The sequence below is a fragment of the Geomonas diazotrophica genome (assembly GCF_018919385.1).
GTDB classification, from domain to species: domain Bacteria; phylum Desulfobacterota; class Desulfuromonadia; order Geobacterales; family Geobacteraceae; genus Geomonas; species Geomonas diazotrophica.
Genome location: NZ_JAHLMF010000008.1, coordinates 42,553 through 58,157, shown reverse-complemented (window position 1 = coordinate 58,157; position 15,605 = coordinate 42,553). Strand labels below are relative to the sequence as shown.

Below are 15,605 nucleotides of genomic sequence, written 5' to 3'. Positions count from 1 at the left end.
CAATAATCGGGGGAGAAATTGAGAAACGTGCCCAGCGCGGGCAACTGACTCCTGCACCGACTGTTATTCATCGAGGAGCTGAAAATAGAGGTAGTTGTAGTTGTCAACCGAGCGTGTTAATCTGCTTAGCCTCGACTTAACCTGAAGTGCCCAAAAGCTTGTCCGATACTTGCAGGAGCCACATTGCCATCTGAAAACAGAACTCGTCGAGTAGTCATCGCCGCAGCCTGCACGCTTCTCATGCTGAACCTGGGAACTGTGTATGCGTGGAGCTTCTTTCAGAAACCGCTGTGCGAAACCTATGGCTGGTCCAACAGCCAAGTCGTCTGGACCTTCAGCCTTGCCATCTGCTTTCTAGGCCTCTCTGCCGCCGCCGGCGGTCTCATCCTCCCCAAAAGCGGACCGCGTCCACTTGCCCTTGCTGGGGCGGTCCTGTTTGGTGCCGGATACCTCCTTGCTGCACTTGCTTTACGGATGCACTCGCTGCCGCTCCTTTACCTCGGGTACGGCGTGATCGGCGGCATCGGGCTGGGGCTTGGCTACGTGACCCCCGTCGCCACCGTCGCCCGCTGGTTTCCCGACCGGAGGGGGCTGGCCACCGGGACGGTCGTAATGGGGTTCGGCTTCGGTGCGCTTCTCATGTCGAAGGTGATCGCTCCGTCCCTGCTGCGCACTGTCGGTGGGGACATGGTCCTTGCCTTCACGGTAATGGGTGTGCTTTTTCTTGCGCTTTCGCTCGCTTCCGCCGCCTTCATTCGTAATCCTACCGCATCGTCACTGGCTAACGATACAGCCGGTACCGTCTCGGATAGTGACACGGTGACTGCCGGAATTTGCATCTTCTCCAGACCGTTCGTCTTGATGTGGCTGATTTTCTTCTGCAATATTACCGCCGGGATCGCCCTCATCGGGTTCCAGTCACCATTGTTCCAGGATGTCTGCGCAAAGCGCGATCCTGCACTCGGAATGGAAGCTCTTGCCGGCTACGGCGGGACCCTGATCGCTGCAAGTTCGGTATTCAACGGCGTCGGGCGCTTTTTATGGGGAGCCTTTTCAGACCGCCTGGGGCGGCTTCGGACATTCAGGCTGATCCTCGTTTCGCAGATCGCGGCGTTCGCCCTTTTGATGCAGACCTCGCACCCATGGCTCTTCGCGACTCTCGTCTGCTACATCCTTCTCTGCTACGGGGGCGGATTCGGGACGATGCCTTCGTTCGTCCTCGACATGTTCGGAGCGCGGCTCATGCCGGCGGTCTACGGTGCCATCCTCACCGCCTGGTCGGCTGCCGGGATTGCCGGGCCGCAGATCGTTGCGACGATGAAAGACCACTTTCCCGGGCACCCCGGGCTTGCCTCCTTCTACAGCTTTGCCGTTGCCATCTGTTTCCTCGGCACAGGGCTGTTACTTTCTTTCTTCATGAAGGAGAGACGGAGGGGATAAGCAGTTCCTTATCCCTTCGCCACCGCTACGGCTGACTGGCGTAAGCGCGGTCGGCGAAGGTAACGCATCGAAAGGAGAGCAACGCGATGTTCGAGACTCAGTACAACGAGGAGATGGAGGCCGAGGTGAGGCGGTTGGAGGCCAAGAAACGGGCTGCTGACGCTGGACACCCGGAGTGGGACAATGCCTGTGCTTCCTGCGGCAGCCAGATTGCCGGCACGGCTGACCGTTTTTGCGGGACCTGCCACCGTTAGAGCGGAAGTCCCTGCAATTCCAGCTGAAATGCACGCCACTCGACGCTGACCAGCATGCCCTTAGGGGCTGACGGCATACCACTTAACTCCAAACGGTATGCCCTTTGGCTCTAACGGCATACCACTTAACTCCAAACGGTATGCCCTTAGGCTCTGATGGCATACCACTTAACTCCAACCGGTATGCCCTTTGGCTCTAACGGCATACCACTTAACTCTAACCGGTATGCCATTTGGCTCTGATGGCATACCACTTAACTCCAACCGGTATGCCCTTAGGCTCTGACGGCATACCACTTAAGTCCAAACGGTATGCCCTTTGGCTCTGATGGCATACCACTTAACTCCAAACGGTATGCCCTTAGGCTTTAACGGCATACCACTTAACTCCAAACGGTATGCCCTTTGGCTTTAACGGCATACCACTTAACTCCAAACGGTATGCCCTTAGGCTTTAACGGCATACCACTTAACTCCAAACGGTATGCCCTTAGGCTTTAACGGCATACCACTTAACTCCAAACGGTATGCCCTTTGGCTCTAACGGCATACCACTTAACTCCAAACGGTATGCCCTTAGGCTCTAGCGGCATACCACTTAACCCTAACTAGGTATGCCGTTAGGGTCCAACGGCACGCCCACTTGCCCCCCACCGACATGCCGTTAAGGTGGAAACACGCCCCTTAGACTTGCGGCACTTATATAGCTTGTAAAGATTGGGAAATGGCAACTGCCTGAGGATAAAAGAAAAGGGTCTCTTGCGGGAGACCCTTTTGTCACTTCAAGAGGCGGGGGGGCGCTGCGCTACATCTGCATCCGTTCCTCGGCCTTACTCCAGTCGACGTTCTGGAAGAAGGAGTTGATGTAGTCGGCGCGTTTGAGGCCGTAATCGGTCATGAAGGCGTGCTCGAACACGTCCATCACAAGAATGGGGGCGCAGCAGGCGGGGTGGCCGACATCATGTTCATTGATCCAACAGTTCATCAGCCTGCCGCTGTGCGCGTCCTGGTACAGGATGGCCCAGCCGATGCCGCGCATGGCGCCCACGGACTTGAAGTCCTGGACCCATTCGTCGTAGCTCCCGAAGTCCTGGTGCAGCCTTGCCGCCAGCCTGCCGTCCTGGTTGATAGGCTGGTTGCCTCCCAGGTTCTCGAAGTAGAGCTCGTGCAGCCTCATGCCGTTGAACTCCCACCCGAACCGCCTCTTCAGTTCCGCGAAGACAGGCTCGGAGCCCTTGCCGTCCTTGCGCAGTTGCATGAGCAGCTCGTCGAGGGCGTTGCTGTTTTTCACGTACCCCTGGTACAGCGTGAAGTGGTTGTTGAGGAGCGCCTCGCTGAACCCGGGCATCCCAATGAGTTGGGAGTAGTCTTTTGCCGTGAACGCCGTCATAACTCTCTCCTTTTAGTTGAATGTGACATTTGCAGCGGTTCCGCAAAAACTCGGACTAATTGTACAGGGGTGGTTAGTGGTGTCAAATGTTGCATGGCTACTGAACAGCTAAATTAATTTCATTGACCCCCGGTTCAGGGATGGTTAAAGTGACGGATTGACTGCGGATTGCAGATATTTCGCCGGTTTCATCTTTCTTGCACATTTGGCATTTACCCTTTCGCAGGACTGGTGCTGCCAGCCGGCAATGCAACGGCAGTCTTAAGAATATCAAAGAGGTGGACTCGTGAAAAAAATCGTAGGCGCCGTCATACTATTGACCGTTCTGGGAGCGGCCGGCTATTTCTACTTCAAGCAACCCCCGAAGGTGCAGTACAAGACGCTGAAGGTCGAGCGCGGTGCCATCACCTCCACGGTCTCCGCCACCGGCACCTTGAACGCGGTGGTTACCGTCCAGGTAGGTACTCAGGTTTCCGGGACCATCGCGAAGCTCTACGTCGACTTCAACTCGCCTGTGAAGAAGGGGCAGCCGATAGCCCAGATCGACCCGGCGCTGTTCAACTCGGCGGTGCAGCAGTCCCGCGGCAACGCCCTCAACGCCGAGGCGTCCCTCGCCAAGTCCAAGGTGACGCTTGCCGACGCCAAGAGAACGCTCGGGCGCAACCGGGAGTTGCTGAAGGAAGGGATCATCGCCCAGAGCGATCTCGATGCGGCCCAGACGGCCTATGACTCAGCCCTGACCGGCGTGAAGGCGGCGGAGGCCACCGTGCTGCAGACCCGCGGCGCCCTAAAGCAGGCCGAAACTAACCTCAACTACTCCACCATCAGGTCGCCGGTGGACGGCACCGTCGTCTCCCGCAACGTGGACGTGGGGCAGACCGTCGCCGCCTCCTTCCAGACGCCGACCTTGTTCACCATCGCCCAAGACCTCACCAAGATGCAGATCGACACCAGCGTGGACGAGTCGGACATCAGTAAATTGCAGATCGGCCAGAAGGCGACCTTCACCGTCGATGCCTACTCAGACCGGCAGTTCGAGGGTAAGGTGGTGCAGATCAGGAACGCGCCGGTGGTCACCCAGAACGTGGTCACCTACGTCACCGTTATCGCGGTGGACAACAAGGAGCTGAAACTGAAACCGGGGATGACCGCCAACGTCACCGTGGAGACCCTGAGAAAGGACAACCTCCTCAAGGTACCGGCCGCGGCGCTCCGCTTCAAGCCTCGTTCCGACAAGGAAAAACCGGGCGCGGCCAAAAATGGTGCCGGCGGCTCGGCCGGACCCGGCGGCATGACCGGTGCCGGCGGCGGGCGCGGCGCTGGCGCCGGCCCCAAGGGGAAAGGTGGCGGCAAGGAAGGCGGCCAAAAGGTCTATAAGCTCAGCGCCGAAGGCAAGCCGGTGCCGGTTGCCATCACCACCGGCATCAGCGACGGCAGTTACGTCGAGGTGCTGACCGGCAACCTAAAGGAAGGCGACGATGTCGTAGTGGAGCAGCTAAGCCAGGATAAGAAGAAAGGCGGCATGGGGTCGCCCATGGGGCCGAGGTTCTAAATGGACGAAGTGGTCCGTCTCACAGACGTGGTGAAGATTTACACCATGGGCGAGGAGCGCGTCGAGGCGATGAAGGGCGTTTCCTTCACCGTGCACCGCGGCGCATTCGTCTCCATCATGGGAGCCTCCGGCAGCGGCAAATCCACCTGCATGAACATCCTGGGGTGTCTGGACGTTCCCACCCGTGGCAGCTATTTCCTGGACGGGGTCGACGTCGGGAAACTTTCCGCCGACGCCCTGGCGGAGGTACGGAACAAGAAGCTCGGCTTCGTATTCCAGGGGTTCAACCTGCTGGCGCGGACCACCGCGCGTCAGAACGTCGAGCTGCCCCTGGTCTACGCCCAGATCCCGGCCGCCGAGCGCAGGGCGCGCGCCATGGAAGCACTCGAGAGGGTGGGGCTCGCGGGAAGGGAAGGGCACTACTCGAACCAGCTCTCCGGCGGCCAGCAGCAGCGCGTTGCCATCGCTCGCGCCCTGGTCAACCGCCCGTCGATCATCCTGGCCGACGAGCCCACCGGCAACCTCGATTCCAGGACCACCGTCGAGATCATGTCGATCTTCCAGGAACTGAACCGGCAGGGGATCACCATCATCATGGTCACCCATGAGCCCGAGGTCGCCGAGTTCACCAGCCGGCACATCATCTTCCGGGACGGCCTAGTCATCTCCGACCAGCCCTTCCAGGCGAAGACCGCGGTTCCGCCCGCCGAGGTGCAGCAATAATGACGACCCTTTGGCAAAGCCTGCTCATAGCCCTGCGCGCCCTGCGCGTCAACAAGATGCGCGCGCTGCTCACCATGCTGGGGATCATCATCGGCATCGCCGCCGTGATCGCCATGGTCGCCATCGGTTCCGGCGCCAGCAAAATGATCTCGGACCAGATCTCCAGCATCGGCTCGAACCTGCTCCTGGTGCTTCCCGGCTCAGTCACCTCCGGCGGCATGCGTTCCGGCTCCGGCGGCACCCAGACCCTCACCTACGACGACGCCCGCGCCATCAAGGCAGAATGCCCGTCGGTCGCGGCGGTGGCGCCCAACGTGCGCGGCTCCGGGCAGGTGGTGTACGGCAACCAGAACTGGTCCACCGTGGTCTACGGCGTCACCCCGGAGATGGTCGACGTCCGGGACTGGACCATCATCGCCGGCCGCAACATCACCCAGTCCGACGTCGACGGCGCCACCAAGAACTGCTTGATCGGCCAGACCGTCGCTGATAACCTCTTCGGCGGCACCGACCCGGTGGGGAAGATCATCAGGATCAAGAAGATTCCCTTCACCGTGGTGGGCCTTCTGGGGAGGAAGGGGCAGTCGCCGCAGGGGCAGGACCAGGACGACGTGATCTACGTACCGCTGCGTACCGCCCAGAGAAAGCTCCTGGGAAGCCAGTTTCCCAACGTGGTCGGCTCGATCATGGTGCAGGCCAAGGACGCCGAGGTGCTGGACAAGGCCGAGGAGGAGGTCACCGAGCTCTTGAACCAGCGTCACCGGATCGGTCCCAACCGCGAGGTCGACTACACCATCAGGAACCTCTCCGAGCTCCTGGCGGTCACCGAGCAGTCCTCGAAGGTGATGTCCATCCTGCTGGGCGCGGTGGCCTCGATCTCCTTGGTGGTTGGCGGCATCGGCATCATGAACATCATGCTGGTATCGGTCACCGAGAGGACCCGCGAGATCGGCATCCGCATCGCCATCGGCGCCAAAAAGCGCGACATACTGCTGCAGTTTCTGACCGAGGCCGTGCTTCTCACCACCTGCGGCGGGGTCATCGGGATGCTGCTGGGCGTAGCGGGTGCGAAACTCGTGGCGAGTTTCATCGGCTGGCCCACCCTGATTTCGGTCAACACCATCGTCATCGCCTTCGCCTTCTCGGCCGGGGTCGGGGTCTTCTTCGGCTTCTACCCGGCCCGCAAGGCGGCGTCGCTGAACCCGATCGACGCCCTGAGATACGAGTAACCGTTTAACAAGCTGGTCGAAAGGATCACCCATGAAGAGAAACAGGAAAACAGCGCTGGCCCTTTCCTTTTGCCTGACGTTCGGTGCCGCCACCTCGGCTTTCGCGCAGCCCACCATCAACCTGACGCTGAAGGACGCCATCAAGATGGCTTTCGAGAAAAACCTCGACCTGAAGGTGGAGCTCTACAATCCCGCCATGGCCGAGGCCGACATCCGGCGCAACCTCGGGATCTACGACCCCGTGCTGTCACTCGGGGTGAACTACGATCGCAGCAACAGCAGCAATATCCTGACCTTCCGGCCGCAGCAGATCGACCAGGTCACCGCGAATGCAGGGGTGAGCCAGCTCCTGCCCACCGGCGCCGTCGTCGGCGTCACCGCGCAGAGCGGCTGGATCAGCAATTCCGCGAAGTACTACTCCAACGCCATCGACCTGTCGCTGAAACAGCCGCTCCTCAAGGGATTCGGGAAGGATACCACCGACCTCGCCATCAACGTCTCCCGTTTCACCAAGGGGGAAACCCTGAACGTCTTCAGGACCCGGCTGAGCGACACCGTTGCCAAGGTGCGCAACGACTATTTCCAGCTCTATAACCTGCTCGAGGTGCTGGAGGTGCGCCGCACTTCGCTCGCGTTGGCCAAGCGCATCCTTCAGGACGACCAGGGGCGGGTAAAGGCGGGGGTGCTCCCCGCGTACGAGCTTTTGAACTCCGAGTTCCAGGTCGCCACGCGCGAGAAGCAGGTCATCGATGCGGAACGGGCGGTTCGGGACCAGATGGACGTGTTGCGCGTCGAACTGCAACTTCCACCCTCCGCGGAGATCGCTTTGGCCGACCAGCCCTACCGCAACAGCTACAACCTCTCGGAGCAGCAGGCGCTGGACGATGCGCTGGGCAACCGCACCGAACTGGCCACGCAGCGCGACGTGATCAGGATCAACGATCTGCAGCAGCGGGTGGCCAAGAACCAGACCCTGCCCGATCTGACCCTCAACGCCAGCGTCGGCACCGGTGGCTTCGATCGCCGCTTTCTGGGCGGTCTGGAAAAGACGGCAACGATCAGCGAGCCGAGTTGGGGGGTGGGGCTGCAGTTCAGCTATCCCTTGGGCAACCGCAGCGCCGAGAACGACTACATCAGGAAGAAGCTGGCCCTCGAGCAGGCCCAGACCCAGCTGCAAAGCATCGAATCCGGGGTCGTTAGGGACGTGAAGGCCGCGATCCGCCTGGTGGCGGCCAGCTACCAGCAGCTCGACGTGACCGCGCGCGGCACCGCCTACGCCGAGGACCGGTTGCGGGCCTTCCAGAAGAGGCACGACGTCGGGCTCGCCACCACCAAGGATGTCTTCGACGTGGAGAACGACCTGGTGGCGGCCAAGGGGAACCAGATCCAGGCCGTGGTCGACTACAACAACTCCATCACGCAACTGTGGCGTGTGACCGGGGTGATCCTCGACCAACAGGGGATCAGCGTCTCCGACTCTGAGGCCGACCATCTTTACGAAAAGATGAAATAGCCGCCACAGCCTCCGCGAGTTTGCCAGTAGCATGATTCACGCTACAATTGGCGAGTGTTAAGGTGGCTGGGGAGGTGGCTATGCAAAGAGTGCGCTACGAGCATGTTCATCAGATCAAGTTCACTGCAGTCGGCGCGAGGACCATCGCCGATCTGATCCGCAATTTCGAGGAGAGCCTGCAGCTTTTCAGGCAGTGGGAAGAGAAAGGGATACAGCTGGATCCGCATGGCGTAGGGAGCAACTACGCCATTTTTTATACCTACGATGAAGAAGTCGCCAAGCAGGAGGGGTTTGAACGGATACGGACCGAGTCGGGAAACCCGCTGCCCCGCCGCTGATAGTTGTTGATTCCCCTGTTAAAGTTTCGCTTCCAAGGCACGCCTCATCTATGAGATACTTTGCCGTTACCATCCCAGCAAAAGCGTCAAAGGCAAAGGAAACATGTCACATTTGCACCGTTTTTCACGTACCGAACTCCTCATTGGACCTGCCGGACTCGACAAACTGAAAAATTCCACCGTTGCCATCTTCGGCCTGGGCGGCGTAGGGAGCTATGCCGCTGAAGCCCTGGTGCGCGCCGGCATCGGACGCCTGGTGATCGTCGATTTCGACGACATCTGCCTCACCAACGTGAACCGCCAGCTGCACGCCATGGACGGCACCGTGGGCAAGGCCAAGGCCCTGGTCATGGCCGAGCGCATGCGCCAGATCAACCCGCAGGCGGAGATCGTCCCCTATCACGACTTCTACTCGGCCGAGAACAGCGATTTTCTGCTCCACGATCACTACGACTACGTGGTCGACGCCATCGATCACATCACCAGCAAGCTGCACCTGATCCGTACCTGCCGTGAGAAGGACATCCCCATCATATCCAGTATGGGTGCCGCTGCGAAACTCGACCCGACCAAGATCGGCGTGGCAGACATCTCCCAGACCCACAAGTGCCGCATGGCGCGCTCGGTGCGCAAGCTCTTGAAGAAGCAGGGGATCGAGCAGGGGGTTAAGGTGGTCTTCTCCACCGAGGAGTACCGCGAGCAGGAGGTCAAGGACGGCGGCTGCAAGGGGAACTGCATCTGCCCCAACAAGGACGACCAGAAGTTCTCCTGCGAGCACCGCCGCGTCATCCTGGGAAGTGTTTCCTTCATCCCTTCCATCTTCGGTCTGACCATGGCGGGGGTGGTGGTGAACGACCTGCTGGCGGCGCGGTCGGAGTAGGAATCTGCCTTTCTCCCTCGCCCTTCGGGAGAGGGGAGGGGTGAGGGCGTCAGTTGTCTCTACCCCTCTGTCCGGATGGCTGCCTTCCTGACTATGACACCGCCCTCACCCGGCCTTCGGCCACCCTCTCCCGGAGGGCGAGGGGGCTTGGGGAGGGGGGACCACTCTGCAATGCTCCCGCATCTCCAGCGCGTTTTTCACAGCGTAACCGCATCGGCAGTTGTTGAACATGATGAACGTCGTTCGCGCCGTCTCGCTCAGCCGCAGGGCGTGCCGCGCGATCTCCTGCAGTTCCGCTTCCGGGTAGAGGTACTCGTCGCCGGGGACATCGCTGTGCCAGCAGTCGCCGTTTCTGCCATGCAGCCTGAGGTAGGCGATCCCGGTGGTCGCTTCCGGATGGAAGGGGGCGGTGGAGAGGTTTCCGTACTGGGGCTCGTCGCAGGTGATGTAGGTGATCTTGTGTTCCTTGAGGAAGGCGAAGAGTTCGTCGCGGTGATGCGCGGTGAACCAGCTGCCGTGGCGGAACTCGACCGCAATCGGTATCCCCGCCATCAGTTCCTTGCAGTAGCGCAGGTAATCCAGGTTCGCCTTCTTGTAGCCGAACCAGGGAGGGAACTGGAAGATGGTGAATCCCATCTTGCGTGCCTGCCTGAGCGGTTCCAGGGCGTCCAGCAGCGCCTGGGCCATCGCTTTGAGCATCCCGGGCTCGGCCACGTGCAACTCCTCCCGGTCCAGCTCGCCCGGCGCCAGCAACGCTTGCAGTTCGGCCGGTAGCCGGCGCGGGTCGATGTTGTGACCCGTAAGGGCGCCGAACGCCTTGACGTGGAACAGGAAACCTGGCGGCGTGCGCTCCGTCCAGGCTTGCGCCATCTCGACCGAAGGTATCTGGTAGTAGGAACTCTCTATCTCAACGGTATCGAACTGGCGGGCGTAGAACTTCAGGCGTGCCTTGGGCGTGCCGGCACCGCGCGGATAGAAGGTGCCGCTTTCGATGAGGCTGCTTTCCGTCCAGGAGCAGGTGCCAATGCGGATTTTGCCTGGTGCCATGGGACCTCCCGATGCCCCCCAAAGCCCCTCTCCCGCCTGTCGGGCGTAGCGCCGGTGGGCGAGGGGAGTACAAGGAATTACCGAGAATGGACCGATCTTCCAAGAACCGACTGACCGAGCGCATGCTGCCGCATTTTCCCGGCGATACCCTCTTTGACCGCATCGCCCGCGCCGTGTGCCGGGCCGGGTGTCTCCCGCGAAAGGAGCTCTACGAGGCGTGGGAGGTGGCGCGACGGGTGCACCGGCGCTTTCGCGGGGGGCGGGTGGTGGACCTTGCCGCCGGGCACGGCTTGTTGGCGCAGGTGCTGCTCATCCTCGACCGCGAGCTTAAGGAAGGCATCGGCGTTGATTTGCGCGTTCCGCAAAGCGCCGCCCGGCTTTCCTGCGAAATCCGGGCGGAATGGCCGGTGGCAGCCGATCGGTTCTCCCTTCTGGAGCAGGACCTGAGCCTGGTCGAGTTGCACCCGGGCGACATCGTGGTCTCTGCCCATGCCTGCGGCTCCCTCACCGATCTCGTGCTGGAGCGGGCCGTCGCCTCGCGCTGCCGGGTCGCCGTGCTGCCGTGTTGCCACGACCTGCGCAGCTGTGACGATGGCGGAATTGGGGGGTGGTTGGATGGCCCTCTCGCCGTCGACGTCACCCGGGCCGCCCGTCTCCGCAGCCAGGGGTACCGGGTCTACACCCAGAGTATCCCCCTCGACATCACGCCGAAGAACCGCCTGCTGATGGGGGAGCCGCTCTAGAAGATCGCGTTCAGCAGGAAGTTGACCACAGACAGCACGAGGCTGAACAGGAGCGCCCACCAGAAACCGGCGACCGAGAAGCCGCTCACCAGGGCGCTGGTCAGCATGATGACCAGGGCGTTGATCACGAAGGTGAGCAGGCCCAGGGTCAGGATGTTGAGCGGCAGGGTGAGCAGCATCAGGACCGGCTTTATGAAGGTGTTGATGAGGCCCAGCACCAGGGCCGCGATGAGTGCGGCGCCGAACCCGGACAGGCGCACCCCCGGCAACAGGTACGCTGTAATGACGATCGCCAATCCGTTTAACAGCCACTTCACAATGAATCCCACGTGAACCTCCTTTTTTTCATCCAAAACGACCCGCCAATTATACCCGATTTCCCCCCATGACCAAGGTATTCCTGGGCCGCTCAGTACTAACAGTGCCGGCTCATTTTGGGCTGTTGTTTCGCCCAGTCAAAACGATGTTCAATCAGACAGTAAACATCCACTTGCCGACCTTTTCGAAAACTGCGAAAAGCTCTCGATCCTCTCAGTATGTGACCATCTAAGCCCTCATAAATATTGATTATAGCGATTAACTTGCTCCTATAAAGCAGTTGACAGCGCAGGTAATACTCGGGTATATTTCGCCGACTCTCACATTAATACAAAGAGGATACGCAACCCATGAAGGAAATACTTTCCGGCAACGAAGCCATTGCCAGAGGCGCATACGAGGCAGGGGTCAAAGTTGCCTGTGCCTACCCCGGCACCCCTTCCACGGAGATCCTGGAAAACACCATCCGCTACAGGGAAATCGACTCCTCCTGGGCCACCAATGAAAAGGTAGCCCTCGAGGTCGGCATCGGCGCTTCGTTCGTCGGCGCCAGGTCGCTGGTCACCATGAAGCACGTAGGCGTCAACGTCGCCGCCGACCCGCTTTTCACCCTCTCCTATACCGGTGTGAATGGCGGCCTCGTGCTGGTCTGCGCCGACGATCCCGAACTGCACTCCTCCCAGAACGAGCAGGACAGCCGCAACTACGCGAAGTTTGCCAAGGTGCCGATGCTTGAGCCCGGCGATTCGCAGGAATGTCTGGAGTTCACCAGGCTCGCCTACGAGATTTCCGAGAAGTACGATACCCCGGTCCTGCTGCGCACCACCACCCGCATCTCGCACAGCAAGTCGGTGGTAAACCTGGGCGAGCGCACCGACCTGGTCCGGGAGGCGAAGATAGAGAAAAACCCCGCCAAGTTCGTCATGCTGCCAGGCAACGCGCGCGTGCGCCACGTTGTGGTCGAGGAGCGCACCGTGCAGCTCTCCAAGGACGGCTGCAGCATGCCGATCAACCGCGTCGAGATGCGCGATACCAAGATCGGCGTCATCACCGCAGGCATCAGCTACCAGCATGTGCGCGAGGCGCTGCCGGAGGCTTCGGTGTTGAAGCTTGGGATGGTGCACCCGCTTCCCTTCGATCTCATCCGTGAGTTCGCCGCCAAGGTGGAAAAGCTGTACGTGGTCGAGGAGCTCGATCCGTTCATCGAGGAACAGGTGAAGGCGGTCGGCATTCCCGTCATCGGCAAGGAGATCATCTCGATCTGCGGCGAGCTCACCCCGGGGCGGGTCAGAAAGGCGTTCGGTCTTCCCGAGAATGCCCAGACCACCGTAGAGAAGCTCCCGGGGCGCCCCCCCAACATGTGCCCGGGCTGCCCGCACCGTGGCGTGTTCTACACCTTGAACCAGCTGAAGGCCTACGTCTCCGGCGACATCGGCTGCTACACCCTGGGCTTCATGCCGCCGCTTTCCGCCATGGATACCTGTGTCTGCATGGGCGCATCCATCGGCATGGCGACCGGCGCGGTCAAGGTGCTCCCCCCCGAGGAGCGGAAGAAGGTGGTCGCAGTCATCGGCGACTCCACGTTCCTGCATACCGGCATCAACGGCCTAATGGACATGGTCTACAACAAGGGTGCCGCCACCGTCATCATCCTGGACAACAGGATCACCGCCATGACCGGCCGCCAGGAAAACCCCGGTTCCGGCCATACCCTGATGAACGATCCCGCCAACGCCGTGGATTTCGAACTGCTCTGCAAGGCGATCGGGGTCAAGAACGTGCGCACCATCAACCCGCTCGATCTGGATGAGTGCCGCACGGTGATCTCCGAGGAGATGGAGCGCCCCGAGACTTCGGTCATCATAACCGACAAGCCCTGCGTCCTCATCAAGAGGGAAGGGATCTTCAAAGCGGGCGCACCGCTGCAGGTCGTTGACGAATCCTGCACCGGCTGCCGCGCCTGCCTGAAGATCGGCTGTCCGGCCATCGAGTGGATCCCTTCCAGCGGCAAGAAGGGTAAGGCGCACATAGACCCGCTTTTATGCAACGGTTGCGACGTCTGCAGCCAGCTGTGCAAGTTCTCTGCGATTCAGGAGGCGAAATGAGCGACAAGGTAACCAACATCGTCCTGGTAGGCGTGGGTGGCCAGGGCATTCTGCTCGCCGCCGAGATCCTTTCCGAGACCTTCATGCTGGCAGGCTTCGACGTCAAGAAGAGCGAGATCCACGGCATGTCCCAGCGCGGCGGCTCCGTCGTGTCCCACGTCCGTTACGGCAAGGAAGTCTTCTCCCCGATGGTTCCCGAAGGGGAGGGGGACATCCTGTTCGGCTTCGAGCTGATGGAGAGCTACCGCTACCTGTCGCTGTTGAAGCCCGGCGGCACCGTGGTGGTGAACGATCTCTGCATCGCACCCCCTGCCGTGCTGGTCGGGCAGGAGACCTACCCGGCGGACATGGCGCTGAAGATCCAGGAGCTTTGCCCGGACTGCCTGCTGGTGGACGGCCAGAACCTCGCCATCGAGGCGGGAAATGCCCGCGCCGCCAACACCGTGCTGCTTGGTGCGGTTTCCAAACGTCTGGACATCGAGGAGAAGTACTGGATCGAGGCGATCGAGAAGATGGTGCCCAAGAAGGCGCTGGACGTGAACCTCAAGGCCTTCCAGATGGGGCGCGGGCTTAAGTGATGCAAAGACGTAAAGCCAAGACCTACAAGCCTTAACGCAAAGGCGCAGAGGCACGAAGACGCAAAGGGAAGGGCACAACGAACTTCTTGTTGTAACCCCGTCATCGCTTTCTACTTTGCGCCGCTGCGGCTTTGCGACTTTGCGTTAAAGAATTTGCTTTTGACGTTGGTTTTTAAGGAGTCAGTCATGTTTTTCAACGAGGAGTTCGAGACACTGCCGAGGGAGGCGCTCGAGGCGCTGCAGCTCAAGAGGCTGAAGGCCATGGTGGCCCGGGTCGAGAAAAGCGTTCCCTTTTACAAGGAGGCCCTCGCCAAGGCCGGCGTCAGCTCCGATTCCATCAAGACGCTCGCGGACCTGCAACGACTCCCGTTCACCTACAAACAGGACATGCGGGACTCCTACCCCTACAACCTGTTCGCGGTCCCGATGGAGGACATCGTCCGCATCCACGCATCCTCCGGCACCACCGGCAAGCCGACCGTCGTCGGCTACACCAGGAAGGACATAGAGACCTGGAGCGAACTGATGGCGCGCTCCTTCGTCGCGGCCGGCGTGCACAAGGGTGACATCATCCACAACTCCTACGGCTACGGACTCTTCACCGGCGGCCTAGGCGCGCACTACGGCGCCGAACGGCTGGGGGCATCCGTCATCCCGATGTCCGGCGGCAACACGAAGAAGCAGATCATGATCATGCAGGACTTCGGCTCCACCGTCCTCACCTGCACCCCATCCTATTCGCTGTTCATGGCCGAGGCCGCCAAGGAGGAGGGGATCGACTTCCGCGATCTGAAACTGCGCGTCGGCATCTTCGGCGCCGAGCCCTGGTCCGAGGAGATGCGCCGCGACATCGAGACCAAGCTGAACCTCTCCGCGGTCGATATCTACGGCCTTTCCGAAATCATGGGCCCGGGCGTCGCCATCGAGTGCTGCGAGGCAAAGAAAGGGCTCCACGTCTGGGAGGATCACTTCATCCCCGAGATCATCAACCCCGAGACCTGCGAGGTGCTTCCCGAAGGGCAGATGGGCGAACTGGTCATCACCACCATCACCAAGGAAGGAATCCCGCTGATCCGCTACCGGACCCGCGACATCACCTCCATCACCTACGAGCCCTGCGTCTGCGGCAGGACCCACGCGCGCATCGCCCGCATGAGCGGCAGAAGCGACGACATGCTCATCATCCGCGGCGTCAACGTCTTCCCGTCCCAGATCGAAGCTATACTCATGGGGGTCGAGGGGGTCGAACCGCACTACGTGCTCATCGTGGAAAGAAAGGACAACCTCGACACGCTCGAGGTCCAGGTCGAGGTCGGCGAGAACATCTTCTCCGACGAGATCAAGCACCTCCAGGCTCTCTCTGTCAAGATCGAGAAGCAGATCAAGGAGATGCTGGGCGTCACCTGCCGTGTGAGACTGGTCGAGCCCAAGAGCATCACCCGCAGCGAAGGAAAGGCAAAGCGCGTCATCGACAACAGGAACAAGGCCTGAGGAG

At 60.7% G+C, this 15,605-nt stretch carries 15 protein-coding genes; 12 read left to right on the top strand and 3 right to left on the bottom strand.

Annotated elements, in window-relative coordinates:
* The first annotated feature begins 183 nt into the window (after positions 1 to 183).
* Complete coding sequence (locus tag KOM00_RS10220; RefSeq protein WP_236026879.1) at positions 184 to 1,440, top strand: OFA family MFS transporter; 1,257 nt, start codon at positions 184 to 186, stop codon at positions 1,438 to 1,440.
* Between the two features lie 86 nt (positions 1,441 to 1,526).
* Complete coding sequence (locus KOM00_RS10215) at positions 1,527 to 1,694, top strand: hypothetical protein (RefSeq protein WP_216498821.1); 168 nt, start codon at positions 1,527 to 1,529, stop codon at positions 1,692 to 1,694.
* Between the two features lie 805 nt (positions 1,695 to 2,499).
* On the opposite strand, the gene KOM00_RS10210 is transcribed toward KOM00_RS10215, so the two are convergent.
* Entirely contained in the window at positions 2,500 to 3,084 is a 585-nt protein-coding gene (locus KOM00_RS10210; protein ID WP_216498820.1) for a superoxide dismutase, read from the bottom strand.
* A gap of 286 nt (positions 3,085 to 3,370) precedes the next feature.
* On the opposite strand from KOM00_RS10210, the gene KOM00_RS10205 reads away from it, so the two are divergent.
* The 6 genes from KOM00_RS10205 to KOM00_RS10180 all read left to right on the top strand — a co-directional run bounded on the left by KOM00_RS10205 (position 3,371) and on the right by KOM00_RS10180 (position 9,319).
* A complete protein-coding gene (locus KOM00_RS10205) occupies positions 3,371 to 4,636 on the top strand; it encodes an efflux RND transporter periplasmic adaptor subunit (RefSeq protein WP_216498819.1) in 1,266 nt (421 codons plus the stop codon).
* Positions 4,637 to 5,359 (top strand): ABC transporter ATP-binding protein, encoded by a 723-nt coding sequence (locus KOM00_RS10200; RefSeq protein WP_236026878.1) that lies wholly within the window; start codon positions 4,637 to 4,639, stop codon positions 5,357 to 5,359.
* Positions 5,359 to 6,588: an ABC transporter permease gene (locus tag KOM00_RS10195; protein ID WP_216498818.1), complete on the top strand. Its 1,230-nt coding sequence runs from the start codon at positions 5,359 to 5,361 to the stop codon at positions 6,586 to 6,588. The genes KOM00_RS10200 and KOM00_RS10195 overlap by 1 nt, the downstream gene beginning before the upstream one ends.
* Positions 6,589 to 6,619: 31 nt before the next feature.
* Positions 6,620 to 8,101: a TolC family protein gene (locus KOM00_RS10190; protein ID WP_216498817.1), complete on the top strand. Its 1,482-nt coding sequence runs from the start codon at positions 6,620 to 6,622 to the stop codon at positions 8,099 to 8,101.
* Positions 8,102 to 8,181: 80 nt separating this feature from the next.
* Positions 8,182 to 8,439, top strand: coding sequence for a hypothetical protein (locus tag KOM00_RS10185; protein WP_216498816.1), 258 nt, complete (start codon positions 8,182 to 8,184; stop codon positions 8,437 to 8,439).
* Between the two features lie 103 nt (positions 8,440 to 8,542).
* The gene (locus KOM00_RS10180) at positions 8,543 to 9,319 is read left to right on the top strand and encodes a tRNA threonylcarbamoyladenosine dehydratase (protein WP_216498815.1); all 777 of its coding nucleotides are present in this window, start codon (positions 8,543 to 8,545) and stop codon (positions 9,317 to 9,319) included.
* A gap of 105 nt (positions 9,320 to 9,424) precedes the next feature.
* Here the strand turns inward: KOM00_RS10180 and KOM00_RS10175 are convergent, their stop codons facing one another.
* A complete protein-coding gene (locus KOM00_RS10175; RefSeq protein WP_216498814.1) occupies positions 9,425 to 10,366 on the bottom strand; it encodes a DUF72 domain-containing protein in 942 nt (313 codons plus the stop codon).
* 86 nt (positions 10,367 to 10,452) lie between these two features.
* Between KOM00_RS10175 and KOM00_RS10170 the strand changes: the two genes are divergently transcribed.
* Positions 10,453 to 11,109, top strand: a complete 657-nt coding sequence (locus tag KOM00_RS10170) for a methyltransferase (RefSeq protein WP_216498813.1) — start codon at positions 10,453 to 10,455, stop codon at positions 11,107 to 11,109.
* Here the strand turns inward: KOM00_RS10170 and KOM00_RS10165 are convergent.
* Complete coding sequence (locus KOM00_RS10165; protein WP_216498812.1) at positions 11,106 to 11,438, bottom strand: phage holin family protein; 333 nt, start codon at positions 11,436 to 11,438, stop codon at positions 11,106 to 11,108. The genes KOM00_RS10170 and KOM00_RS10165 overlap by 4 nt on opposite strands.
* A 339-nt stretch (positions 11,439 to 11,777) precedes the next feature.
* On the opposite strand from KOM00_RS10165, the gene iorA reads away from it, so the two are divergent.
* The 3 genes from iorA (at position 11,778) to KOM00_RS10150 (ending at position 15,601) form a co-directional block, all read left to right on the top strand.
* Positions 11,778 to 13,532, top strand: a complete 1,755-nt coding sequence (iorA, locus tag KOM00_RS10160) for an indolepyruvate ferredoxin oxidoreductase subunit alpha (RefSeq protein WP_216498811.1) — start codon at positions 11,778 to 11,780, stop codon at positions 13,530 to 13,532.
* Positions 13,529 to 14,110 (top strand): indolepyruvate oxidoreductase subunit beta, encoded by a 582-nt coding sequence (locus tag KOM00_RS10155; RefSeq protein WP_216498810.1) that lies wholly within the window; start codon positions 13,529 to 13,531, stop codon positions 14,108 to 14,110. Before iorA ends, KOM00_RS10155 begins: the two co-directional genes overlap by 4 nt.
* 186 nt (positions 14,111 to 14,296) lie before the next feature.
* On the top strand, positions 14,297 to 15,601 hold the full coding sequence (locus KOM00_RS10150) for a phenylacetate--CoA ligase family protein (RefSeq protein ID WP_216498809.1): 1,305 nt from the start codon (positions 14,297 to 14,299) through the stop codon (positions 15,599 to 15,601).
* Positions 15,602 to 15,605 lie beyond the last annotated feature (4 nt).

What these genes read in the sequence shown, in the direction of transcription:
- KOM00_RS10185 (WP_216498816.1), top strand. Translation starts at nt 8,182, where the DNA reads ATGCAAAGAGTGCGCTACGAGCATGTTCATCAGATCAAGTTCACTGCA.
- KOM00_RS10210 (WP_216498820.1), bottom strand. Translation starts at nt 3,084, where the DNA reads ATGACGGCGTTCACGGCAAAAGACTACTCCCAACTCATTGGGATGCCC.
- KOM00_RS10200 (WP_236026878.1), top strand. Translation starts at nt 4,637, where the DNA reads ATGGACGAAGTGGTCCGTCTCACAGACGTGGTGAAGATTTACACCATG.
- KOM00_RS10195 (WP_216498818.1), top strand. Translation starts at nt 5,359, where the DNA reads ATGACGACCCTTTGGCAAAGCCTGCTCATAGCCCTGCGCGCCCTGCGC.
- KOM00_RS10150 (WP_216498809.1), top strand. Translation starts at nt 14,297, where the DNA reads ATGTTTTTCAACGAGGAGTTCGAGACACTGCCGAGGGAGGCGCTCGAG.
- KOM00_RS10175 (WP_216498814.1), bottom strand. Translation starts at nt 10,366, where the DNA reads ATGGCACCAGGCAAAATCCGCATTGGCACCTGCTCCTGGACGGAAAGC.
- KOM00_RS10190 (WP_216498817.1), top strand. Translation starts at nt 6,620, where the DNA reads ATGAAGAGAAACAGGAAAACAGCGCTGGCCCTTTCCTTTTGCCTGACG.
- KOM00_RS10180 (WP_216498815.1), top strand. Translation starts at nt 8,543, where the DNA reads ATGTCACATTTGCACCGTTTTTCACGTACCGAACTCCTCATTGGACCT.
- KOM00_RS10215 (WP_216498821.1), top strand. Translation starts at nt 1,527, where the DNA reads ATGTTCGAGACTCAGTACAACGAGGAGATGGAGGCCGAGGTGAGGCGG.
- iorA (WP_216498811.1), top strand. Translation starts at nt 11,778, where the DNA reads ATGAAGGAAATACTTTCCGGCAACGAAGCCATTGCCAGAGGCGCATAC.
- KOM00_RS10155 (WP_216498810.1), top strand. Translation starts at nt 13,529, where the DNA reads ATGAGCGACAAGGTAACCAACATCGTCCTGGTAGGCGTGGGTGGCCAG.
- KOM00_RS10170 (WP_216498813.1), top strand. Translation starts at nt 10,453, where the DNA reads ATGGACCGATCTTCCAAGAACCGACTGACCGAGCGCATGCTGCCGCAT.